The organism is Streptomyces pilosus (assembly GCF_014649835.1).
Taxonomy (GTDB): domain Bacteria; phylum Actinomycetota; class Actinomycetes; order Streptomycetales; family Streptomycetaceae; genus Streptomyces; species Streptomyces pilosus.
In genome coordinates this window covers 25,989-48,000 of the sequence record NZ_BMTU01000007.1, presented here as the reverse complement: position 1 = coordinate 48,000, position 22,012 = coordinate 25,989, and the positions used below count along the sequence as shown (strand labels likewise).

22 protein-coding genes are annotated in these 22,012 nt (G+C 72.0%); 9 read left to right on the top strand and 13 right to left on the bottom strand.

The features are described from left to right. Window positions 1-66: 66 nt before the first annotated feature. The 5 genes from IE118_RS19025 to mce all read right to left on the bottom strand — a co-directional run bounded on the left by IE118_RS19025 (window position 67) and on the right by mce (window position 7,551). On the bottom strand, window positions 67-840 hold the full coding sequence (locus IE118_RS19025; protein WP_189559162.1) for an ABC transporter permease: 774 nt from the start codon (window positions 838-840) through the stop codon (window positions 67-69). Window positions 841-842: 2 nt separating this feature from the next. Next, a complete protein-coding gene (locus IE118_RS19020) occupies window positions 843-1,796 on the bottom strand; it encodes an ABC transporter ATP-binding protein (protein WP_189559161.1) in 954 nt (317 codons plus the stop codon). 85 nt (window positions 1,797-1,881) lie between these two features. After that, a complete protein-coding gene (locus IE118_RS19015) occupies window positions 1,882-2,817 on the bottom strand; it encodes a coiled-coil domain-containing protein (protein WP_189559160.1) in 936 nt (311 codons plus the stop codon). A 184-nt stretch (window positions 2,818-3,001) separates the two neighbouring features. After that, entirely contained in the window at window positions 3,002-6,883 is a 3,882-nt protein-coding gene (scy, locus tag IE118_RS19010; protein ID WP_189559159.1) for a polarized growth protein Scy, read from the bottom strand. A 227-nt stretch (window positions 6,884-7,110) separates the two neighbouring features. Beyond that, the gene (gene mce, locus IE118_RS19005; RefSeq protein ID WP_103542720.1) at window positions 7,111-7,551 is read right to left on the bottom strand and encodes a methylmalonyl-CoA epimerase; all 441 of its coding nucleotides are present in this window, start codon (window positions 7,549-7,551) and stop codon (window positions 7,111-7,113) included. Window positions 7,552-7,698: 147 nt separating this feature from the next. On the opposite strand from mce, the gene IE118_RS19000 reads away from it, so the two are divergent. Further along, window positions 7,699-8,922 (top strand): acetyl-CoA C-acetyltransferase, encoded by a 1,224-nt coding sequence (locus IE118_RS19000; RefSeq protein WP_189559158.1) that lies wholly within the window; start codon window positions 7,699-7,701, stop codon window positions 8,920-8,922. Between the two features lie 50 nt (window positions 8,923-8,972). Further along, window positions 8,973-9,938 carry a methylmalonyl Co-A mutase-associated GTPase MeaB gene (meaB, locus tag IE118_RS18995; RefSeq protein ID WP_189559157.1) on the top strand — a complete coding sequence of 322 codons (966 nt, stop codon included), beginning with the start codon at window positions 8,973-8,975 and terminating at the stop codon, window positions 9,936-9,938. Between the two features lie 77 nt (window positions 9,939-10,015). Here meaB and IE118_RS18990 read toward each other — a convergent pair whose 3' ends face one another. Further along, the gene (locus IE118_RS18990; protein ID WP_189559156.1) at window positions 10,016-10,675 is read right to left on the bottom strand and encodes a PepSY domain-containing protein; all 660 of its coding nucleotides are present in this window, start codon (window positions 10,673-10,675) and stop codon (window positions 10,016-10,018) included. A gap of 121 nt (window positions 10,676-10,796) precedes the next feature. Between IE118_RS18990 and IE118_RS18985 the strand changes: the two genes are divergently transcribed. Both IE118_RS18985 and IE118_RS18980 read left to right on the top strand, forming a co-directional pair. Further along, the gene (locus tag IE118_RS18985; protein ID WP_189559155.1) at window positions 10,797-11,516 is read left to right on the top strand and encodes a response regulator transcription factor; all 720 of its coding nucleotides are present in this window, start codon (window positions 10,797-10,799) and stop codon (window positions 11,514-11,516) included. Then, window positions 11,513-12,982: a sensor histidine kinase gene (locus IE118_RS18980; RefSeq protein WP_189559154.1), complete on the top strand. Its 1,470-nt coding sequence runs from the start codon at window positions 11,513-11,515 to the stop codon at window positions 12,980-12,982. Before IE118_RS18985 ends, IE118_RS18980 begins: the two co-directional genes overlap by 4 nt. Window positions 12,983-13,003: 21 nt before the next feature. On the opposite strand, the gene IE118_RS18975 is transcribed toward IE118_RS18980, so the two are convergent. The 4 genes from IE118_RS18975 to IE118_RS18960 all read right to left on the bottom strand — a co-directional run bounded on the left by IE118_RS18975 (window position 13,004) and on the right by IE118_RS18960 (window position 15,647). Then, window positions 13,004-13,480, bottom strand: coding sequence for a MarR family winged helix-turn-helix transcriptional regulator (locus IE118_RS18975; RefSeq protein WP_189559153.1), 477 nt, complete (start codon window positions 13,478-13,480; stop codon window positions 13,004-13,006). Between the two features lie 97 nt (window positions 13,481-13,577). Next, window positions 13,578-14,366, bottom strand: coding sequence for an AIM24 family protein (locus tag IE118_RS18970; protein WP_189559152.1), 789 nt, complete (start codon window positions 14,364-14,366; stop codon window positions 13,578-13,580). Continuing rightward, window positions 14,363-15,013: an AIM24 family protein gene (locus tag IE118_RS18965; protein WP_189559151.1), complete on the bottom strand. Its 651-nt coding sequence runs from the start codon at window positions 15,011-15,013 to the stop codon at window positions 14,363-14,365. Before IE118_RS18965 ends, IE118_RS18970 begins: the two co-directional genes overlap by 4 nt. 1 nt (window position 15,014) lies before the next feature. Beyond that, window positions 15,015-15,647, bottom strand: a complete 633-nt coding sequence (locus IE118_RS18960; RefSeq protein ID WP_189559415.1) for an AIM24 family protein — start codon at window positions 15,645-15,647, stop codon at window positions 15,015-15,017. Between the two features lie 218 nt (window positions 15,648-15,865). Between IE118_RS18960 and IE118_RS18955 the strand changes: the two genes are divergently transcribed. The 5 genes from IE118_RS18955 to icmA all read left to right on the top strand — a co-directional run bounded on the left by IE118_RS18955 (window position 15,866) and on the right by icmA (window position 19,295). After that, on the top strand, window positions 15,866-16,210 hold the full coding sequence (locus IE118_RS18955; RefSeq protein ID WP_189559150.1) for a DUF3817 domain-containing protein: 345 nt from the start codon (window positions 15,866-15,868) through the stop codon (window positions 16,208-16,210). Continuing rightward, entirely contained in the window at window positions 16,207-16,506 is a 300-nt protein-coding gene (locus IE118_RS18950) for an MTH1187 family thiamine-binding protein (protein WP_189559149.1), read from the top strand. The genes IE118_RS18955 and IE118_RS18950 overlap by 4 nt, the downstream gene beginning before the upstream one ends. A 111-nt stretch (window positions 16,507-16,617) precedes the next feature. Then, a complete protein-coding gene (locus IE118_RS18945; RefSeq protein ID WP_189559148.1) occupies window positions 16,618-17,127 on the top strand; it encodes a MarR family winged helix-turn-helix transcriptional regulator in 510 nt (169 codons plus the stop codon). 43 nt (window positions 17,128-17,170) lie between these two features. Further along, the gene (locus IE118_RS18940) at window positions 17,171-17,509 is read left to right on the top strand and encodes a DUF3817 domain-containing protein (RefSeq protein ID WP_189559147.1); all 339 of its coding nucleotides are present in this window, start codon (window positions 17,171-17,173) and stop codon (window positions 17,507-17,509) included. Between the two features lie 85 nt (window positions 17,510-17,594). Further along, window positions 17,595-19,295, top strand: a complete 1,701-nt coding sequence (gene icmA, locus IE118_RS18935; protein WP_189559146.1) for a coenzyme B12-dependent isobutyryl-CoA mutase large subunit — start codon at window positions 17,595-17,597, stop codon at window positions 19,293-19,295. Window positions 19,296-19,369: 74 nt separating this feature from the next. Here icmA and IE118_RS18930 read toward each other — a convergent pair whose 3' ends face one another. The 3 genes from IE118_RS18930 to IE118_RS18920 form a co-directional block, all read right to left on the bottom strand. Then, the gene (locus tag IE118_RS18930; RefSeq protein WP_189559145.1) at window positions 19,370-20,410 is read right to left on the bottom strand and encodes a YeiH family protein; all 1,041 of its coding nucleotides are present in this window, start codon (window positions 20,408-20,410) and stop codon (window positions 19,370-19,372) included. Continuing rightward, window positions 20,410-21,000, bottom strand: coding sequence for a cysteine dioxygenase family protein (locus tag IE118_RS18925; RefSeq protein WP_189559144.1), 591 nt, complete (start codon window positions 20,998-21,000; stop codon window positions 20,410-20,412). The genes IE118_RS18930 and IE118_RS18925 overlap by 1 nt, the downstream gene beginning before the upstream one ends. A 94-nt stretch (window positions 21,001-21,094) precedes the next feature. Then, window positions 21,095-22,000, bottom strand: a complete 906-nt coding sequence (locus tag IE118_RS18920; RefSeq protein WP_189559143.1) for a LysR family transcriptional regulator — start codon at window positions 21,998-22,000, stop codon at window positions 21,095-21,097. Between the last annotated feature and the right edge of the window lie 12 nt (window positions 22,001-22,012).

The window sequence follows — 22,012 nt, the reverse complement described above, 5'->3', positions numbered from 1 at the left end:
TTAGGAGGATATCGGGGCGCTGACGGTTCCGCCCAAGGCCGGGTAAAAACCGGCCCCGCCGGCCGCTCACTGTGCGTCGCGCCTCTTCAGCAGCACATAGCCGCCGATCAGCGCGGCGATCACCCACAGCGCCATGATGCCCAGACCGCCCCAGGGTCCGTAGGGGGTCTCGTCGTCGACGGGTGTGACCACCTGCATGATCTTGCTGCCGGCCTGGTCGGGCAGGAACTGGCCGACCTTCTTGGTGGCGTCCACGTTGCCGAGGATGTTGGAGATCAGGAAGAAGAACGGCATCAGGATGCCCAGTGACAGCATCGGCGAGCGCAGCATCGCGGCGACACCCATCGAGAACAGCGCGATCAGCGTCATGTAGAGGCCCCCGCCGATCACCGCGCGCAGCACCCCGGGGTCGCCGATGGACGCCTTGTGCTCGCCCAGCATCACCTGGCCCAGGAAGAAGGCGGCGAAGCTGGTGGCCATGGCGACGACCAGGGCGAGCGCGGTGGCCACCGCGAGCTTGCTGAACAGGAAGGTGCCGCGCTGCGGCACGGCGGCCAGCGAGGCGCGGATCATGCCGGTGCTGTACTCGTTCGACACCACGAGCACCCCGAACACGATCATGGCGAGCTGACCGAGGCTCATCCCGGCGAAGCTGATGAAGGTCGGGTCGAAGGAGAGCCGCTCCCGTTCGCCCAGCGAGTCGAACTCGGCCTTCGACAGCGCCGAGATCAGCATCCCGAGCGCGATGGTGACCACCACCGCCAGGGAGAGCGTCCACACCGTGGACGCCACCGACCGGATCTTGGTCCACTCCGACCGTACGACCTGCGTCACCGCCATGCTCAGCCCTTCTTCCAGCCCTCGCCCCACGCCTGCGGGGGCCGGGGAGTACCGGAGTGCGCGTGGTACTCCACCGACTCCGCGGTCAACCGCATGAACGCCTCCTCCAGGGACGCCTGCTGCGGGCTCAGCTCGTGCAGCACGATCCGGCTCCCGGCGGCCAGTTCCCCGATGCGCTCGGCCTTGGAACCGTCCACCTCCAGCGCCCCGTCACCGCTCTCGACCGCGGTGACACCGGCCCGGTGCAGGGTGGCCAGCAACTCCTCGCGCTGCGGGCTGCGCACCCGGACGTAACTGCGGGAGTTGCGCTCGATGAACTCGGCCATCGAGGTGTCGGCGAGCAGCCTGCCCTGGCCGATCACCACCAGGTGGTCGGCGGTCAGCGCCATCTCGCTCATCAGGTGGGAGGAGACGAAGACCGTGCGGCCCTGGGCGGCGAGCGACTTCATCAGCGTGCGGATCCAGTGGATGCCCTCGGGGTCGAGCCCGTTGACCGGCTCGTCGAACATCAGGATGCGCGGGTCGCCGAGCAGCGCGGCCGCGATGCCGAGCCGCTGGCCCATGCCGAGCGAGAACCCCTTGGCCTTCTTCCGCGCCACCGCCGTCAGCCCGACCGCGTCCAGCACCTCGTGCACCCGCCGCGTCGGGATGCCGTTGCTCTGCGCGAGGCACAGCAGGTGGTTGTGGGCGCTGCGGCCCGGGTGCATCGCCTTCGCCTCGAGGAGGGCGCCGATACGGGTCAACGGCTCCCTGAGCCGGTCGTAGTGCGTGCCGTCGATCCGCACGTCCCCGGCGGTCGGGTGGTCCAGGCCCAGGATCATCCGCATGGTCGTCGACTTGCCGGCGCCGTTCGGACCGAGGAAGCCGGTGACGATGCCCGGCCGGACGGTGAAGGTGAGGTCGTCGACCGCCACCTTCTCGCCGTACCGCTTGGTCAGCCCCTCGAGCTCGATCATGCGGCCACGCTAGAACGGGACAAAGCCCTCTGCCACCTCAGTGGCAGAGGGCTCGGCCGCTGCGCGGTCGCCGTACGGCGGCGTGCTACCGGGACTGCTGGGCCGGAACCCCGCGGGAGATCGGCTCGTCCTCGGCCGGCGCGCTGGTCGCGGCCACCGCCGCGCCGGTGAGCGTCGCCAGCATCTCGCGGACGTTGGTGAGCTGGGCGTTGATGGAGTCGCGGCGGTTGGTCAGCGCCGCGAGCTCGCGCTCGGACTCCGAACGGATGCGGTCCGCCTTGGCGTTGGCGTCGGCCACGATGTCCTCGGCCTGGCGCTGGGCGGTCTCCACCGTCTGGCGGGCGCGGCGCTCGGCGTCGGTGCGCAGCTTCTCGGCCTCCAGCCGCAGCTGCTCCGCACGGTGCTCGATCTCCGCGAGCCGCTTCTCGGCCTTGGCCTGACGCGAGGCCAGGTCGCGCTCGGACTGCTCGCGCCGCTTGGCCAGGTTCGTCTCGAAGTCGGCGGCGGCCTGCGCGGCCTTGGCGCGGGTCTCCTCGAAGAGGGCGTCCGCCTCCTCGCGCTTGGACTGCGCGTCCTTCTGCGCCTCGGAACGCAGCTGGGACGCCTCGCCCTTGGCCTTCTCGACGATCCGGACGCCCTCGTCCTCGGCCTTGGCCTTGCGCTCGGCGGCGTACGACTCGGCGTCGTTGCGCACCTGCTGGGCGGCCGACTCGGCGAGCTCGCGGTGCTGCTCCGCCGCGCGCCGGGCCTCCTCGCGCAGGTCCTTCGCCTCCTCCTCGGCGAGGCGGAGGATCTTCTCCACACGCGCACCGAGACCCGCGTACGACGGCTCGGCGTCGTTGACCTGGGCCTGGGCGTTCTGTGTCTCGAGGTGGAGCTCTTCGATGCGCTTTTCCAGAGCGGTGATGCGGGCGAGAGCGCTGTCACGGTCGGAGAGGACCTTGGAAATGTACTCGTCCACCTGAGCGCGGTCGTACCCACGCCGCACATGCTCGAAGCCGTAGGGGGAAGTGTCGCTCATGGGGTTCCTGTCGAAAGAGACCGGGTGAGGTGATAGAGGGAATCCTAGGCGCCAATGCGGTGTGTCATCGAGCGGATGCACGTTTGATATGCAGAAGGACACCCCTTTTGGGTGGCGCGCTGCTGGAGGGCTTGCCAAAGGCGTGGTCAAAGCCCTCACCGTACAAGGGTTTTCGCCCGCTTTGCTAGCTATCGGATGACTTGCCACCCGTACGGGTAGCCCCTGCCGAAGCTCCCGCCCTGACCCCGTTCTCCTTGCCGCCCGACGGTGCCTCCAGGGACCCCAGCGCCTCCAGGACGTCCTGCACGCGCGAGATCTCCGCGTTGATGTCCTCCCGGCGCCGCACGAGCACCTCCAGCTCGCGCTTGCCCTCCTCGACCGTGCGCCGCGCCTCGCGGACCGCCTCGGCCTTGAGCTCCTCGGCCTCCTTCACGAGCGTGGCCTTCTTCTGCTCCGCCTCCTTCAGCAGGCCCTCGGCCTTCTTCACGGCGGCGATACGCACCTTGCCCGCCTCGGAGTTGGCCTCGGAGACGATCTCCTTCGCCTTCGCCTCCGCCTTGGCCAGCTGCTCCTCGGCCGCCTTGATGAGCGCGTCGCAGCGGTCGCCCGTGGACCGCATCGTCTCCGCCGCCTCACGGCGGGCCCGCTCGTGCAGTTCCTCGATCTCACCGGTGAGACGGTCGCGCAGCTCCTCGGCGCGCTCCCGGATCTGCGTGGCGTCCCGGCGCGCACCGACCAGCAGCTCGTCCGCGTCCGTACGGGCCTTCTCCACCAGGGAGTTGCCGTCGACCCGCGCCTCGGCCAGCAGCCGCTCGGCCTCGGTGCGGGCCGCGCCGACCATCGTGTCCGCCTGCGACTCCGCGTCCGCCGTCGCCTTCTGCGCCTGCTGCTGCGCCTCGGTCAGCAGCTTGTCCGCCTCGGCGGTGGTCTCCGTGATGAGCGTGTCGACCTGCTCCGCCGCCTCCGAGCGCCGCTTGTTGGCCTCCTGGCGGGCCTCGTCCAGCGTCCGCTCGGCCTCCTCGCGGGCGGTCGCCACCATCCGCTCGGCCTGCGCCTCCGCGTCCGACCTGGCCCGGTCGGCCTCCTGCCGGAGCCGCTCCGCGTGCTGCTGCGCCGATCCGACCGTCTCCGCGGCCTCGGCCCGCAGCCGCTCGGCGTCACCGGTGGCGTCCGCGATCAGCTTCTCGGCCCTGGCGACCGACTCCGACCGCACCCGCTCCGCCTCGGCGACCGTCTCCACGCGCAGCCGGTCGGTCTCCGTGATGGTGTCCTCGGTGAGCCGCTCGGCCTCGGCGCGCGCCTCCGTGATGAGGGTGTCCGCCTGCGTCGCCGCGTCCGAACGGATCCGGTTGGCGTCCTCCCGGGCGTCCGCCCGGGTGCGCGCGGCGGCCTGCTCGGCCTCCGCGATCGCGTCCGACGCCTCCGTGCGCAGCCGCTGGGCGTGCTCGGACACCTCCGAACGGATCCGCTCGGCCTCCGTGATCGCCTCGGACACGGTGCGCTCGGCCAGCGACTTGGCGGCCTCCGCCTCCTCGTGCGCCTCGCGCCGCAGCCGGCCCGCGTCCTCGCTCGCCCGCTCCCGCTCCGCGTAGGCGTCGCCGCGGACCCGGTCCGCCTCCTCCTCCGCCTCACGGCGCGTGCGCTCCGCCGCGTGGTCGGCGGCCGACCGCAGACCGGCGATCTCCTCCTGCGCCTGCTCGTGCAGGCCCGCGACCGAGTCCCGCACCTGCTGGGCGTGCTGCTCGGCCGCCGACACCATCTCCGTGGCGCGCCGGTCCGCCTCCTCGACCAGACGCACGGCCTCGGCCTGCGCCTCCTCGACGCGCGTGCGCGCCGACGCCAGCAGTTCCTCGCTCTGCTCGCGGGCCCGCTCACGCTCCTGGCCGGCCTCCTGCCGGGCCGCGCCGAGGAGTTCCTCGGCCTCGCGGCGCCGCCGGGCGGCCTCCTCCTGCGCGGCGGCCAGCGCCTCGGACGCCTCCGCGCCGATCCGCTCGGCGGCGGCCTGCGCCTCCGCCCGCATCCGGTCGGCGCTGTCCTGCGCCTCCGCCTTCAGGCGCTCCGCCTCGGCCGCGGCCTCCGACCGCAGCCGCACGGCGACGGACTCGCCCTCCGCGCGGGACGCCGACGCGTCCGCGGCGGCCTCGTCCCGCAGCCGCTCGGCCTCCGCCTCCGCCTGCTGCCGCAGGGCACGGATCCGCTCGGCGGCCTCGGTGCGCAGCCGCTCGGCCTCCTCGGACGCCTCCCGGCGGATCCGGGCGGCCTCCTCACGCGCCTCGCCGAGCGCCCGCTCGGCGGAGGCGAGCCGCTCCTCGGCCTCCGTGTGCAGCCGCGTCAGTTCCGCGGCCGCCTCCGCGCGGCGGTCCTCGACGGCCCGCTCGGTCTCCTCGCGCAGCTCGCGCGCGGCCCGCTCGGCCTCGTCCTTGAGCGCGTCCGCCTGCTCGACGGCCTCGGCGCGGTGCCGTTCGGCCTCCTTGCGGGTGCGCTCCAGCGTCTCCTCGGCCTGCCGGCGCAGCGTGGTGGCCCGCTCGATGGCCTCGGTGCGGACCTTCTCGCTGTCCGTCTGCGCGGTGGAGCGCAGTTCGTCGGCGTCCGCCTTGGCCTTGGCGAGCAGCTCCTCGGCGGACTTCGCCGCCTCCTCGATCTGCGCCACGGCCTCCTTGCGGGCCTCCGCGCGGATCTTCTCGCCCTCGGCGACCGCGTCGGCGCGCAGCTGCTCGGCCTCGCCGCGCAGCCGGCGCGCCTCCTCCTGGAGCTCGACGGTCTTGGCGCGGTACTCCTTGGTGTCGTCCTTCGCCGCGCCCTTGAGCTGCGCGGCGATGTCGTGCGCCTCCGCGCGCAGCCGGTCCGCCTCGGCCTCGGCCTCCCTGCGGATCCGCTCGGCCTCCTCGGCCGCCGCCTTCGTGGTCTGCTTGGCGTCCTCGGACGCCTTGTTGAGTACCTCCTCGGCGGTCCTGGCCGCCTTGGACAGCTGGGTGGCGGACTCCTCCGCGGTGAGCGTGCGGGCCTTCTCCGCGGCCTCGGCGACGATCTTCTCGGCCTCCGCGCGGGCGTCGGCGACCAGCTGCTCGGCGTCCGCCTTGGTGGTCTCCGCCTCCTTGGTGGCCTCGCTGACCAGTCGCGCCACCTGCTCCTTGGCGGTGCGCGTACGGGTCTCGTTGGCGGACTCGGCGGAGGCGATCGCCTTGGCGGCGGCGTCCTTCGCCTCGGCGAGGACCTTCTCCGCCTCGGCGCGCGCCTCGCGCAGGGAGGTCTCGGCCTCCGCCATGCGCTGCTCGGCCGCCTTGGCCAGCTCCTGGGACTCACGGCGCGCCGATTCCGACTCGGTCGCCGTGGACGTCCGCAGCCGCTCGGCGTGGTCGGTGGCCTCCTGCGCCTGCGTGGACGCGGCGTTCAGCAGCCGTTCTGCGTCCGTGCGGGCCCGGCGCAGCAGCTGCTCGGCCTCCGCGCGGGCCGCCTCGGCGTCGCTCTGCAGCCGCTGCCGGGCCTCGGACGTCAGCCGTTCGGCCTCCGCGCGGGCGGCGGCCAGGGCCTGCTCCCGCTCCGCGCGGGTCTCCTCCATGAGCCGGCGGGCCTGCTCCTCGGTGCGGGCCCGCAGCTGCTCCGCCCACGACACGTTCTCGTTGACGTGCGACTCGACGGTCTGCCGGCGCTCCGCCAGCTCCTGGTCGAGCTGCTGGCGCCGGGTCACCGCCTCCTGGTGCAGCTCCGCCTGGAGCCGGGCCGCCTGCTCCGCGTGCTCCTGGAGGATCCGCTGGGTCTGCGCCCGCGCCTGGCTCAGCTCACGCTCGGCGTCCGCGCGCAGCTGGTCGGCCTGCATCTGCGCGTTGCGCAGCATCTGCTCGGCCTGGTAGCCGATGTCACCGCCGTCGTAGGCGGGCCGGGACATGATGGTGCGGCGCGCCTCGTGCAGCTTGGCGCGCAGCACCTCGACCTGGTAGCCGAGGTCCTCGGCGTGCTGGATCGCCTTTTCCCGCTCGGTCTTCAGCCGCTTCATCTCGGCTTCGAACCGAGAGAGGTGGTCGACGTCAGCCGCCGGCTCTCGCTCCTGGCTCTCGTAGCCCCGCACTGCGCGGTCCCATCCGTCCCCTGGTCGCAAGTCTGGCCGAGCTCCGTCCAACCGCCGAACGGGGCCCCCGGGGAATGGTGTCAGATCAACGGCGGAGCATGGGCCGCTGCCCCGCGCTCGCCCCCCGAAAACCGGACCCCGGCGATCCCGTCGCCAAAGACGACGGGAAGGTCACCACGGATCGAGCGGCGACCGGACCCAACCCTACCGGCCCTTATGTACGTGGGTCAGTGCTCGGACGACTCAACGGGCGCCGAAGTGACCAGTTCTGTCAGTACGCCATGGCAGTCCTTGGGGTGCAGGAAGGTGATCCGTGACCCCATGGAGCCGCGCCGGGGCTCTTCGTACAGAACGCGTACGCCCTTCTCCTTGATGCCGGCCGCGTCCGCGTCCACATCCGCCGTACCGAAAGCGATGTGGTGGACACCCTCGCCGTTCTTCGCCAGCCACTTGGCGACGGTGGAGTCCTCCCGGGTCGGCTCGAGGAGCTGCAGGTAGGAGGCACCGCCGTCCGAGGTGTCGTTGATCTTGAGCATGGCCTCGCGCACGCCCTGCTCCTCGTTGACCTCGGAGTGGAAGACCTCGAAGCCGTACGTGGCCCGGTAGAACTCCACGGTCCTGTCCAGGTCGAAACAGGCGATCCCGATGTGGTCGATTCGCGTCAGCATGGATTCAGTGGAGCGCTCACCGGGCGGTTACGCAACGTGCGCGCGATCACACCGAAAGGCCGATGACGGGGTCCACCGCACGTCAGTACATTCGAAGTAAACCCTCGTTCACTCCTCGGCTGTGCAGCCGAAAGGGGATCGCAGCTCATGTCTTCCGCAACTTCCGCATCATCCGCAACGAACGGCACGACCTCCGTCATCGTCGCGGGCGCCCGCACCCCCATGGGTCGGCTGCTCGGCTCGCTGAAGTCCTTCTCCGGAGCCGACCTCGGCGGCTTCGCGATCAAGGCCGCCCTCGACCGTGCGGGGATCGGCGGCGACCAGGTCCAGTACGTGATCATGGGCCAGGTGCTCCAGGCCGGGGCGGGGCAGATCCCGGCCCGCCAGGCCGCCGTCAAGGCCGGCATCCCGATGAACGTCCCGGCGCTCACCATCAACAAGGTGTGCCTCTCCGGCCTCGACGCGATCGCGCTGGCCGACCAGCTGATCCGCGCCGGCGAGTTCGACGTGGTCGTCGCGGGCGGCCAGGAGTCCATGACCAACGCCCCGCACCTGCTGCCGAAGTCCCGCGAGGGATACAAGTACGGCGCGGTGCAGGTGCTCGACGCCATGGCGCACGACGGCCTGACCGACTCCTTCGAGAACATCGCCATGGGCGAGTCGACCGAGAAGCACAACACCCGCCTCGGCATCGCCCGTCCGGAGCAGGACGAGATCGCCGCCCTGTCCCACCAGCGGGCCGCCGCCGCGCAGAAGAACGGCGTCTACGAGGCCGAGATCACCCCGGTCGAGATCCCGCAGCGCAAGGGCGACCCGGTCCTGTTCAGCAAGGACGAGGGCATCCGCGGCGACACCACCGCCGAGTCCCTCGGCAAGCTGCGTCCCGCCTTCGCCAAGGACGGCACCATCACCGCCGGTTCCTCCTCGCAGATCTCCGACGGCGCGGCGGCCGTGGTCGTGATGAGCAAGGCCAAGGCGCAGGAACTGGGCCTGGACTGGATCGCCGAGATCGGCGCCCACGGCAACGTGGCCGGACCCGACAACTCCCTGCAGTCGCAGCCGTCCAACGCGATCCGGCACGCGCTGAAGAAGGAGGGCCTGGAGGTTTCCGACCTCGACCTCATCGAGATCAACGAGGCCTTCGCCGCGGTCGCCGTCCAGTCAATGAAGGACCTCGGTGTTTCCACCGAAAAGGTGAACGTCAACGGGGGCGCCATCGCTCTCGGTCACCCGATCGGCATGTCCGGCGCGCGGCTGGTGCTGCACCTGGCGCTGGAGCTGAAGCGGCGCGGCGGCGGTGTCGGCGCGGCGGCGCTGTGCGGCGGCGGCGGCCAGGGCGACGCGCTGATCGTGCGGGTGCCCAAGGCCTGAGCCGGGCCTTCCCGCGGTGTGCTGAATTCCCTCTCGTGAACGGAGCTGTGATGCAGGACGTCTCCTCGCTGGTCGCCCAGGCCAGGGAAGGCAGGCCACGGGCCGTGGCCCGGCTGATCTCCCTGGTGGAGGGGGCGTCCCCGCAGCTCAGGGAGGTGATGGCGGCCCTGGCGCCGCTCACCGGTAACGCGTACGTGGTCGGCCTCACCGGCTCCCCGGGGGTCGGCAAGTCCACCTCGACGTCGGCCCTGGTGACCGCGTACCGCAAGCAGGACAAGCGGGTCGGCGTCCTGGCCGTCGACCCGTCCTCCCCCTTCTCCGGGGGCGCGCTGCTCGGCGACCGCGTCCGGATGTCGGAGCATGCCTCCGACCCGGGCGTCTACATCCGCTCCATGGCCACCCGCGGCCATCTGGGCGGTCTGGCCTGGGCCGCCCCCCAGGCCATCCGCGTCCTGGACGCGGCGGGCTGCGACGTGATCCTCGTCGAGACGGTGGGCGTGGGCCAGTCGGAGGTGGAGATCGCCTCGCAGGCCGACACCTCCGTGGTCCTGCTGGCCCCCGGGATGGGGGACGGCATCCAGGCCGCCAAGGCCGGAATCCTGGAGATCGGTGACGTCTACGTCGTCAACAAGGCCGACCGCGACGGCGCCGACGCCACCGCCCGCGAGCTGAACCACATGCTCGGTCTCGGCGAGTCCCGGGGCCCGGGCGACTGGCGCCCCCCGATCGTCAAGACGGTCGCCGCCCGGCAGGAGGGCGTCGACGAGGTGGTCGAGGCCCTGGAGAAGCACCGTGCCTGGATGGAGGAGCGCGGGGTCCTGACGGAACGCCGGCTGGCACGCGCCTCCCGCGAGGTCGAGACCATCGCCGTCACCGCCCTGCGCGAACGCATCGGCGACCTCCACGGCGACCGCCGCCTCGGCGCGCTCGCGGAGCGCATCATCGCGGGCGACCTCGACCCGTACCGCGCGGCGGACGAACTGGTGGCGGGCCTGACCTCGTCCGGCACCGACTAGCCCGTCCGGGGGCGCAGCCTCCGGGAACGGGAAGGCGGCGGGGGGAGACTCCTCCCCCTGCCCCCACCACGTCGCGATCAGTCGTCGTCCGAGTCGTCGTCCCGGTCGGCGGTGACCTTGCCGTTCTTCAGGTCCACCCGCCAGTCCTTCCCGTCGTCACCCGAGCCGGCGCGCGTCTCGGCCTCCCAGCCCCGGTCGTCGTCGTCATCGAGTTCCAGGGAGATCACCGCTCCCTTGGCGGCGGCCGCATTCGCGGCCTGCCCGGCGGTCACCGAAGCGCCCTTCAGCGCCGCCCGCACCTCGTCGGTGTCGTCCTCGTCGTCCTTCTCGGCGCCCAGCACCTTGCCGGTGCCCGGGTCGACGCGCACGCTGTGCCGGTCGTTCCCCTTGCCGAGGACGTCGACCTCCCAGGCGCCGTCGTCCAGCTCGGCGGAGACGGCCGTGCCCGGCGTGTGCTTCAGCGCGGCGGCGATCGCGTCGGCGGCCGGCACGCCGCCCGGGGCACCGCGGTCGTCGTCACGGTCGTCGTCGCGCCCGTCGTCGTCACGGTCGCCCCGGCTGTCGCCACCCCGGTCGTCCCGGTCGTCGTCCCGGTCGTCGTCCCCCGCCCGCTGCTCCGTCCGCGCCACCGCGGTCGACCCGCCGTCGTCGTCCCCCGAGACCGCGATGGCCGTCGCCGTACCCCCGCCGACCAGAGCCGCCGCCGTGACGACGGCGATCACGATGTTGCGCTTCATGTGAGTTCCTCCCGAGTCGCTGCGTTTCGCTCTGTACGGCACCAATCTCGCCCACCGACGCTGAGAGGAACCTGAAGCCGCCTGAAGGGATCTTCAGGTTCGCTTTGCGACCCTGGACCGCATGCGCCCGCCCGTCACCCACCACCACCCTGCCGGAGGCGCCGCGCGCCGCCCCTTCCGACTCCTGATCGTGGAGGACGAGAAACGGCTGGCCCTCTCCCTCGCCAGGGGTCTGACCGCCGAGGGCTACGCCGTGGACGTCGTCCACGACGGCCGGGAGGGCCTGCACCGGGCCACGGAGGCCCCGTACGACCTCCTGATCCTGGACATCATGCTGCCGGGGATGAACGGCTACCGGGTCTGCGCCGCCCTGCGCGCGGCCGGACACGACGTGCCGATCCTGATGCTCACCGCCAAGGACGGCGAGTACGACGAGGCCGAGGGCCTGGACACGGGCGCGGACGACTACCTCACCAAGCCGTTCTCGTACGTCGTCCTCGTCGCCCGGATCAAGGCGCTGCTGCGCCGCCGGGCGACCACCGGGGCCTCCCCGGTCCACGTGCACGGGGACCTCAGGGTCGACACCGCCGCCCGCCGGGTGTTCCTCGGCGAGGAGGAGGTCACGCTGACCACCAAGGAGTTCTCGGTGCTGGAGCAGCTGGTGCTGCGGGCCGGCGAGGTGGTCTCCAAGGCCGACATCCTGGAGCACGTCTGGGACTTCGCCTACGAGGGCGACCCCAACATCGTCGAGGTCTACGTCAGCGCCCTGCGCCGCAAGCTGCGCCCCGGACTCATCCGTACCGTGCGCGGCGCCGGCTACCGGCTGGAGACGGCGCCGTGAGCCGCCTGTTCGGCTCGGTCCGGGCGCGGGCGACGCTCGCCGCCACGCTCGTCGTCGCGGTCGCCCTCGTCGCGGCCGGCACGGCCGTCCTGATGTCCCTGCGCTCCAACCTCATCGGCGAGGCGGGCACCCAGGCGGAGCAGTCCGCGCGGGCGGTCGCCGCCGAACTCGCCGCCCGCACGCCCTACGACCAGCTCTCCGGGCTGGACGGCGACGACAGGCCGGTGCAGATCGTCGACCGGGACGGCACGCTCGTCGCCGCCTCCCAGGACCTGCAACGGATCGAGGGCACGGCGACGGCCGAGGTGACGCCCCGCCCGTCGGCCCCCGACGACGACGATGACGACGACGCGAACGACTCCGGGGACTCCGGCGACGACTCCGCGGACTCCGGTGACTCCGGTGACTCCGACGACGACTCCGGCGCTTCCCTGGCCCCCGGGGAGATCGGCGGCGGCACGACCTTCAGCAACGGCTCGGCGACGATCGACGGTGACGCCGAGGACTACCGGTTCGCCGCCGTGGACGTCGGGACCGCCGGCGGGGGCCGTCTGACGGTCACCGCGGGTGCCCCGCTCGCCGCCGAGCACAGTGCCGTGGACACCACGCTGACCGGCATGCTCATCGGCCTGCCGCTGCTGCTCGGCGTCGTCGCCGGAGTGACCTGGCTGGTCACCGGCCGGGCCCTGCGCCCGGTGGAGGGCATCCGCCGGGAGATGGCCGCGATCACCGCCTCCGAGGACCTCACCCGCCGTGTCCCCGAACCGGCGACGCACGACGAGATCGCCCGCCTGGCCAGCACCACCAACGAGACCCTCGCCGCCCTGGAGGCGTCCGTGGAACGGCAGCGGCGGTTCGTCGCCGACGCCTCCCACGAACTGCGCAGCCCCATCGCCTCGCTGCGCACCCAGCTGGAGGTGGCCGCCGCCCACCCCGAGCTGCTCGACCTGGACGGCGCGGTGGAGGACACCGTGCGGCTCCAGCGCCTCGCCGCCGACCTGCTGCTGCTCGCCCGGCTGGACGCGGGGGAGCGGCCCGCCGACGCCCGGGTCGACCTGGCGGCGATGGCCCGCGAGGAGGCCGCGGGCCGTACCGGGGTGACGGTGGACGCGGAACCGGTGGAGGTCACCGGATCGCGGGGGCAGCTCGGACGCGTCCTCGCCAACCTGCTGGACAACGCCGGCCGGCACGCCCGCGAGCGGGTGACCGTGACCGTGCGGCGGGAGGGCGCCCGGGCGGTGCTGGCGGTGGCCGACGACGGCGAGGGGGTGGCCGAGGCCGACCGGGAGCGCATCTTCGCACGGTTCGTACGGCTGGACGCGGCCCGCAGTCGCGACGACGGCGGTGCCGGTCTCGGCCTCGCGATCGCGCGGGACGTCGCCGTGCGGCACGGAGGCACGCTCACGGCGGGCACGGCGCCGGCAGGCGGAGCCCTGTTCGAACTCCGCCTGCCGCTCGCCGGCTGAGGCCGGCGGGGGCCGGGGGCGTCAGGGGCGCCCCCGCGCCCCCCGAAGGTGCTCGGCGATGGGCTTGAGGGCCTTGTCGAGCTCGGTGAGCGCCTCGGGGGCGAGCAGGTCGATGAAGTGTCTGCGCACGGACGCCACGTGGTGCGGCGCGACCTTCTGCATGGTCTCCAGACCGTGCTCGGTGAGGACCGCGTACAGACCCCGGCGGTCGGACTCGCAGTGCTCCCGCCGCACCAGGTTCGCGTTCTCCATGCGGGTGATCTGGTGCGACAGCCGGCTCTTGGACTGCATGGTGGCGGAGGCGAGGTCGCTCATCCGCATCCGCCGGTCCTCCGACTCGGACAGGTTCACCAGAATCTCGTAGTCGTTCATTGTCAGGCCGAACGGCTGCAGATCCTTCTCGAGCTGGTACGTCAACAGCCTGTTGACCTCCAGGTGGGTGCGCCAGGCGCACTGCTCCGCATTGGTCAGCCAGCGGGTGGCCGTCTCGGTCTCCATGAATGAAGTCTACCTAAGAAAGTTGAAAGACGAACTAATGAGGCTTCCGTGTGACATTACGTGCAGGCGTTCGATGTCACACCCCGCACACTACCGCTCACAGTCCGAAGCGGCGCTGGAGGTCCCCCAGTTGTCCGGGAAGGCGCGGTGCGCCCCCCGGCTGCCCCGGCCCGCCCCCGGGTACGCCCGGCTCGTTCGGGGGCGCCCCCGTGGCCTGCTCCGCCATCAGCGCCTCGGACGACTGGAGCAGCACCGTGCCCGCCCCGACGAACTCGAACTGGTGCTCCTCGCCGGAGGCTCCGCCCAGGCCCGTCATCGCACGTAGACCGCCCATCACGCCCGTCATGTACCCGTGGTCGTAGTGGTGACACGGAGACGGGCAGTCCGCCCAGCCGACCAGCGCCTGCGGGTCCACCCGGATCGGGGGCTCCATGAACACCACCGGACCGTTAGAGGCGGCCACGAACTTTCCGGTTCCGATCAGCGTCAGAAAACCCGGCACGATCGACTGCTTCAGCGACAGACTTGGCTGAAAAGCTAGCAAGTTGCCCGAGCGAATGGTCAGGTTGCCGTCCGCGAGGTCGTACGAATTCACGTCGAAGGCCCGGTCGGCGAGGAGCATCTTGCCGGAGCCCTCCGCCACGACCCAGTCGCTCGCGTGCAGAGGCGAATGGAACGACGTGCGGACAAGTCGGTCGAGCCGGCCGTGTCCGACGCCGTTGAAGTCGATCGCCCCGTAGTAGGCGATCATCTTCCCCTTCTGCATGAACCACTGGGTGCCCTTGAGCTCCACGCAGAAGGTGTAGGGGTCGACGTTGTCGTCGGCCGGCAGCGTCACCGGGTCGTGGACCACGGGTCCGGTGCCCGGCGTTCCGTACGGGCTCACAGTTTCTCCTCCGACGCCTGGACGTACACGGCACCGCTGCCGCCGAGCTCCAGCTGGAAGGCCTCGCCCGAGCCGCGGCCCACCATGTCCCGCCAGCCGAGGGCGGTGGACAGCTTGTTGCGCACGTCGCCGTGGTGGGCGACGTAGGCCTGCGGGTCGACGCGCACCGGCCGCTGCGGGGTGATCGGGATCTCGATCACCCCGCCGTGGGCCATCACGGCGACCGAGCCGTGCCCCTTCAGGGTGGTGGTGAACAGGCCCTGCCCGGAGACCTGCCCCCGGACCATGCCCATCACCCCGCCCTGGGAGCCGAGGAACACCGTGCCCTGCTCCAGCGTGCCCTCGAAGGCGAGCAGCCGGTCCGCCTCGACGTACAGCCTGTCCCCGGAGAGGTCGATCACCTGGATGTGGTGGCCGCCGTGCCCGAACAGGACGGTGCCGCTGCCCTCGACGGTCATCAGCGGCGTGTCCTCGTCGGCGACCCGCCGCCCGATCATGGACATCACCCCGCCCTGACCGCCGCGCAGGTTCGGGGTGAAGGTGACCTCTCCCCTGTACGCGAGCATCGCGCCGCGCTGACTGAACAGCCGCCGGCCGGGCGTCACGGTCGCTTCGACCACCTTGGAGTTGATCTCCCGGAAACCCATGTCAGACGTCCCCCGCGATCGTGTTGCGCTCACTGGGCTGGACGTAGACCACCCCGTCGCCCTCGAAGCGGATCTGGAAGGCCTCGCCGCCGCCCTCACCCATCAGCGTGCGGAAGGTCACACCCGACTGGAACGACTGCCGCAGGTTCCCCTGGTGCGCCACGTAGGCGCCCGGGTCGACCGTCAGCGGGTACTGCGGAGCGACCCGCAGCAGCACCGCCGGCCCGTCCGACAGCAGCGCCGCCTGGCCGTGGCCCTCGACCGTGGTCGTGAACAGCCCGTTGCCCTGGGAGGCGCCCCGCAGACCGGTGAACGTGGTCCCGGTGCGCAGTCCGCCGTCCGTCGCCAGCAGATTGCTGGACTCCACGTACAGCGTGTCGCCCCGGAGCCCCACGAGATTGATCTCGGAGGCACGGTCCGCGAAGAAGCAGGTCCCGTGTCCCTTCACCTCCATCAGCGTCATCTGCTCGCCCGTGAGCCGCCGGGTCACCATCCCCCGGATGCCCTCACCGCCACCGCTGAGCTTCTTGAAGGCCATCTCGCCGTCGTACGCGACCATCGAGCCGTTCTTCGCCTTCACGGCGTCCCCGGTCATGTCGACGGCGAGCACCTTGCTGCTCTGAAGTCGGAACATCGCCACGGTTGTGACGGTAGCCGCCCCTTTGCCCCGCCGGACAGATCCCGGGACCCGAGTCGTCCCCCGATCCGTCCCCTACGGGCCCGCCCGTTCCGTCCCCCACGGACCCGCTCCCGTGATCACGTACGGGGTTTGCCACAATGGACGCGCTTGTGCGTGTGTTCACAAGCCGTCCGAACCGTCGACGCCGACGTCTCTCCCACCGAAGGTGACCCGTGGACATCAAGACCGCCTCCGCCCTCCGCCGCCTCCGCCTGGTCTCGGGCCCCGAAGCGATCTCGTTCCTGCTGCTGCTCGTCTGCTCGGTCCTGAAGCGGACCACCGACTTCAACGCCGTCCCGGTGATGGGTGCCGTCCACGGCTTCCTCTTCGTCCTCTACGTGCTCTTCTGGGCCGACGCCTGGAACCGCGCCAAGTGGTCGCCGGGTTCCGCGGCCTTCTACTTCGCGATGTCGGTCCTGCCCGCCGGCGGCTTCTTCGCCGAGCGCCGGCTCAAGCGCGAGGCCGAGGACGCGGTGATCGCCTCCCGCGCCCGCACCGAGGGAGTCGTGAACGCGTGATCGTCGCCTTCTCGGTGACCCCGCTCGGCGTCGGCGAGGACGTGGGGGAGTACGTCGCCGACGCCGTCCGCGTGGTCCGCGCCTCAGGACTGCCGCACCGCACCGACGCCATGTTCACCTCGATCGAGGGTGAGTGGGACGAGGTCATGGACGTGGTGAGGCGCGCCGTGGCCGCCGTGGAGGCGCGCGCCCCGCGCGTGTCCGTCGTCCTCAAGGCGGACATCCGCCCGGGCGTGACGGACGGCCTCACGTCCAAGGTGGAGACCGTCGAACGGCACCTGGCGGGTGGCGGCTGACACCTGGCGCCGTGCGGCCGCGGGCGGAACGGAACCGTCCGCCCGCGGCCGCGCGGACCGATGAGTGAGACAGGGCTGACCGGCATGTGACCGGCCGGTAGGGTCTGAGCCGTGCCGAAGCCGCTCAGTCTCTCGTTCGATCCCATCGCCCGCGCCGACGAGCTCTGGAAGCAGCGCTGGGGAAGCGTGCCCTCGATGGCCGCGATCACCTCGGTCATGCGCGCGCACCAGATCCTGCTGGCCGAGGTCGACGCGGTGGTCAAGCCGTACGGGCTCACCTTCGCGCGGTACGAGGCGCTGGTGCTGCTGACCTTCTCCAAGTCGGGCGAACTGCCGATGTCGAAGATCGGTGAGCGGCTCATGGTGCACCCCACGTCGGTGACGAACACCGTGGACCGGCTGGTGAGGTCCGGTCTGGTCGCCAAGCGTCCCAACCCCAACGACGGCCGCGGCACCCTCGCGACCATCACCGACAAGGGCCGCGAGGTGGTCGAGTCCGCCACCCTGGACCTGATGGCCATGGACTTCGGCCTGGGCGCCTACGACGCCGAGGAGTGCGCCGAACTCTTCGCGATCCTGCGTCCGCTGCGGGTGGCGGCGGGGGACTTCGAGGAGGGCTGACCCCGTCCAAGATCCCCGCGGACGGCCCGTTACGCTCGACGGCATGAAGAAGAGCGTGTTCACCCGCTACCGGGTCATGGCCTACGTCACCGGTGTCCTCCTCGTCGCGCTGACCTTCGGCATGATCGGCAAGTACGTGCTCGACCTGGGTGGCGCGGCCGACTTCACGCAGGTGGTCAGCATCGCGCACGGCTGGCTGTACGTGGTCTACCTGATCTTCGCCTTCGACCTCGGCTCCAAGCTGAAGTGGCCCGTGAAGAAGCAGCTCTGGGTGCTGCTGGCCGGCACCGTCCCCACGGCCGCGTTCTTCGTGGAGCGCAGGATCAGCCGCGAGCTGGAGGGCAGGATCACGGACGGCGCCCCCGCGGCCGCCAAGGCCTGACTTTTCGGCTCCTCACCGCCGTACGGAGCAGCGTGCGGCGGTTTGCCATCGACATTTACTTGGACGTCCTAGTAAATTCGAGGGTATGGACGCTGACGCCATCGAGGAGGGCCGCCGACGCTGGCAGGCCCGGTATGACGCCGCGCGGAAGCGCGACGCGGATTTCACCACGCTCTCCGGCGACCCCGTGGAGCCGGTGTACGGGCCCCGGGCCGGGGACACCTATGAGGGGTTCGAGCGGATCGGCTGGCCGGGGGAGTACCCCTTCACCCGCGGGCTGTACCCGACCGGCTACCGGGGGCGGACGTGGACCATCCGGCAGTTCGCCGGCTTCGGGAACGCCGAGCAGACCAACGAGCGGTACAAGATGATCCTCGGCAACGGCGGGGGCGGGCTCTCCGTCGCCTTCGACATGCCGACGCTCATGGGCCGCGACTCCGACGACCCGCGCTCCCTCGGCGAGGTCGGGCACTGCGGGGTGGCGATCGACTCGGCGGCCGACATGGAGGTCCTCTTCAAGGACATCCCGCTCGGGGACGTGACGACGTCCATGACGATCAGCGGGCCCGCCGTGCCCGTGTTCTGCATGTACCTCGTCGCCGCCGAGCGGCAGGGCGTCGACCCCGCCGTGCTCAACGGCACCCTGCAGACGGACATCTTCAAGGAGTACATCGCGCAGAAGGAGTGGCTCTTCCAGCCCGAGCCGCACCTGCGCCTCATCGGTGACCTGATGGAGCACTGCGCGGCCGGCATCCCCGCGTACAAGCCGCTCTCCGTCTCCGGCTACCACATCCGCGAGGCCGGGGCGACGGCCGCACAGGAACTGGCGTACACGCTCGCGGACGGCTTCGGGTACGTCGAGCTGGGGCTCAGCCGCGGGCTCGACGTGGACGTGTTCGCCCCCGGACTGTCCTTCTTCTTCGACGCGCACGTGGACTTCTTCGAGGAGATCGCCAAGTTCCGTGCGGCCCGGCGCATCTGGGCGCGCTGGATGCGGGACGTGTACGGCGCCCGGAGCGACAAGGCGCAGTGGCTGCGCTTCCACACGCAGACCGCCGGTGTCTCCCTGACCGCGCAGCAGCCGTACAACAACGTGGTGCGCACCGCCGTCGAGGCACTGGCCGCCGTGCTCGGCGGGACCAACTCGCTGCACACCAACGCCCTCGACGAGACCCTCGCGCTGCCCAGCGAGCAGGCCGCCGAGATCGCCCTGCGCACGCAGCAGGTGCTGATGGAGGAGACCGGCGTCGGCAACGTCGCGGACCCGCTGGGCGGTTCCTGGTACGTCGAACAGCTCACGGACCGGATCGAGGCGGACGCCGAGGAGATCTTCGAGCAGATCAGGGAGCGCGGCCTGCGCGCCCACCCGGACGGCAGGCACCCGATCGGGCCGATCACCTCCGGCATCCTGCGCGGCATCGAGGACGGCTGGTTCACCGGCGAGATCGCCGAGTCGGCGTTCCGCTACCAGCAGGCGCTGGAGAAGGGCGACAAGCGGGTCGTGGGCGTCAACGTCCACACCGGGTCGGTCACCGGTGACCTGGAGATCCTGCGGGTCAGCCACGAGGTGGAGCGCGAGCAGGTCCGGCTCCTGGCGGAGCGCAAGTCCGCCCGCGACGACGCGAAGGTGCGCGGCGCCCTCGACACCATGGTCGCCGCGGCCCGCTCCGGCGCCAACATGATCGAGCCGATGCTCGAAGCCGTCCGCGCGGAGGCGACCCTCGGCGAGATCTGCGGCGTCCTGCGCGACGAGTGGGGCGTCTACACAGAGCCCGCGGGCTTCTGACCCCTCCGAGCACCGCCGGCCGGCGGGCACGGTGTCCACGGACACGGTGCCCGCCGGACGCGTGTGCGGCCGGTTCAGCCGGAGACCAGCAGGACGCCCCCGTACGACAGGCCCGCCACGGTCACCCACGCGCACAGGCCGAGGGCCGCGACCCGGCCGCCCGTGCGGGTCAGGGCGGACAGGTCGACCGCGCTGCCCAGGCCGAACAGGGCGGCGGCCAGCAGGAGTTCCTGCGCGACGTGGGCCGTGTCCAGGGCCGCCTGCGGCAGCAGGCCGGTGCTGCGCAGCGTCACGGCGGCCAGGAAGCCGACGACGAACAGCGGCACCAGGGGCACCCGGGGTGCCCCCGCGGCCCGTCCCCGCCCCCGCTGGATATCCAGGGCGACCGCGGCGACGATCGGCGCGAGCAGGGCCACCCGCATCAGCTTGACCAGCACCGCCTCCCCGAGCGCCGCACCGCCGGCGGTCTGCGCCGTGGCGACCACCTGCCCGACGTCGTGCACGCTCGCCCCGGCCCAGCGGCCGAACTCCGCGTCGTCCAGCCCCAGTACACCCTGGAGCAGGGGCAGGACGGCGATGGCGAGGGTCCCGCAGAGCGTGACCAGGGCGACCGAGGTGGCCGCGTCCCGTTCGTCGCTGCCCCGCGCCTCGCCCACCGCGCCGATCGCGGACGCCCCGCACACCGCGTACCCGACGGCGATCAGCAGCGGCTGGTCGCCGGGCAGTCCCAGCCGTCTGCCGAGCCACCAGGTGCCCAGCAGCGTGCACGTCACCACGCCGACGACCATCAGGGCGGTGCCCCAGCCCAGCGCGCGGACGTCGTCGAAGGCGAGCCGCAGTCCGAGGAGCACGATCCCGGCCCGCATCAGCCGCTTGCCCGCGTACGAGAGCCCCGGCCGCGCCGTGGTCCGTACGAGGGTGCGCAGCCGGGGCAGGTGCGCGGCCACCACGCCGAGCACGACGGCGGCGGTGAGCATCGGGACGCCCGGCAGGAGGCGGTGCACGGACCAGGCGAGGGCCACCCCCAGCGCCGCGAGGGCGAGCCCGTACCGGCGGGCCGGGGCCGGGCGGCCGGCGGCCGGCGCCGCGGCGGGGCGTTCCCGCAGCAGCGCCATCAGCGGTCGGCCGGCTGCGGGTAGACGCGGCGGACGCTGGTGCCGGAGCGGGATATGTCGGCGCCGTAGACGTGCAGGGATATCGCCGTGCCGGGCCCGCCGTTCCACACCCGGTGGATGTCGCCGGGCGGCGCGAAGCCGCAGACCTCGCCGCTGTCGTTGACCACGTCGGCGGTGGCGACCAGCCGTGCCCCGGCGCCGGGGCCCGCGGCCGGCAGCAGCCGGTAGCGGCGCTCGTGCTCCCGGCCCCGGTGGACACCCGTGGTGCACCAGGCGATGTGGTCGTGCACGGAGGTGCCCTGGCCGGGCAGCCAGACCAGGGCGACCAGCGAGAAGCTGCCGTCGTGCTCGGCGTGCAGCAGGTGCTGCCGGTAACGCGCGGGGTCGCTCGCGCACTGCTCGGGGGTGAGCAGGTCGGGTGCGCCCAGGTGCGGGGCGAGACACTCGCCGACCAGGTGGGCGGTGGGGTCGGGCGGCAGACCGCGGCCGACGGTCGCCCCGATGTCCGCGATCAGGGCGGCGAGGCGTGCGGTGGGGCGCGGGGCGGTGAAGGCGCCCGGGAGACTCGTGGCACTGGGTGCGGGAGGCATACCGGGAGCGTCGGACGGACCCGGGCATGACGTCCAACGAGAGTTTCTTCGCCGTTCCCAAGCACCGCTTATGGATGCGGACCGCTGCGAGGGCTCAGCAGCCGTCCTTCGCCGCCGCGACCGCCCGCAGCCGCTCCAGCACCCGCGCCGCCGCCGGTATGCGCAGGTGCTCGGGCAGGACGTAGGCGGAGATCTTGCGGCGGGAGAGGGGCTGGAGCGGGCGGCCGGCGACCTTCGGGTGGCGCATGAAGTTCAGGACGAGCGAGGGCAGCATGGCGACGCCCAGCCCCTCCGCGACCAGGCTCTGCACGGCGAGGTTGTCGTCGGTCATGAAGGCGATGTCGGGGACGAAACCCTCCTCCGCGCACTCGTGCAGCAGGTTGGCCCGGCAGCGCGGACAGCCGGCGATCCAGCGCTCCCCGGCCAGGTCGGTGAGCCGGACCGCCCGCCGCCGGGCCAGTGGATGCCCGGCGGGCAGCAGCACGGTGAGCTGGTCCTCCAGGAGCGGGATCTCCACCAGCCCCTCCGGGACCTGCTCATGCAGCCCGGGATAGGTGAACGCCAGCGAGATGTCGCACTCGCCGCGGATCAGCCGCCGCAGCGACTCGGGCGGCTCGTTCTCCAGCAGGTCGACCCGGAGCGCGGGGTGGTCGGCCGACAGCCGGGCCAGCGCCTCCGGGACGAGCGTGGAGTTGGCGCTGGGAAAGGCGCACAGCCGGACCCGCCCGGCGCGCAGCCGGGCGAGGGCGTTCATCTGCTCCCGGGCGGCGGACATGGCGTCGAGGATCGACGAGGTGTGCCGGGCCAGGGCCTCACCGGCCTCGGTGAGCCGCAGCCCGCGGCCCGCGCGGACGAAAAGGGCGGAGCCGGTGTCCCGCTCCAGGGCCTTCATCTGCTGGGTGATCGCCGGCTGGGTGTAGCCGAGGGCACGCGCGGCGGCCGAGTAGGAGCCGGTCCTGACCACCTCGTGGAACGTCCTGATGTGCCGGGAGTCGAACACCGGGGCATCATA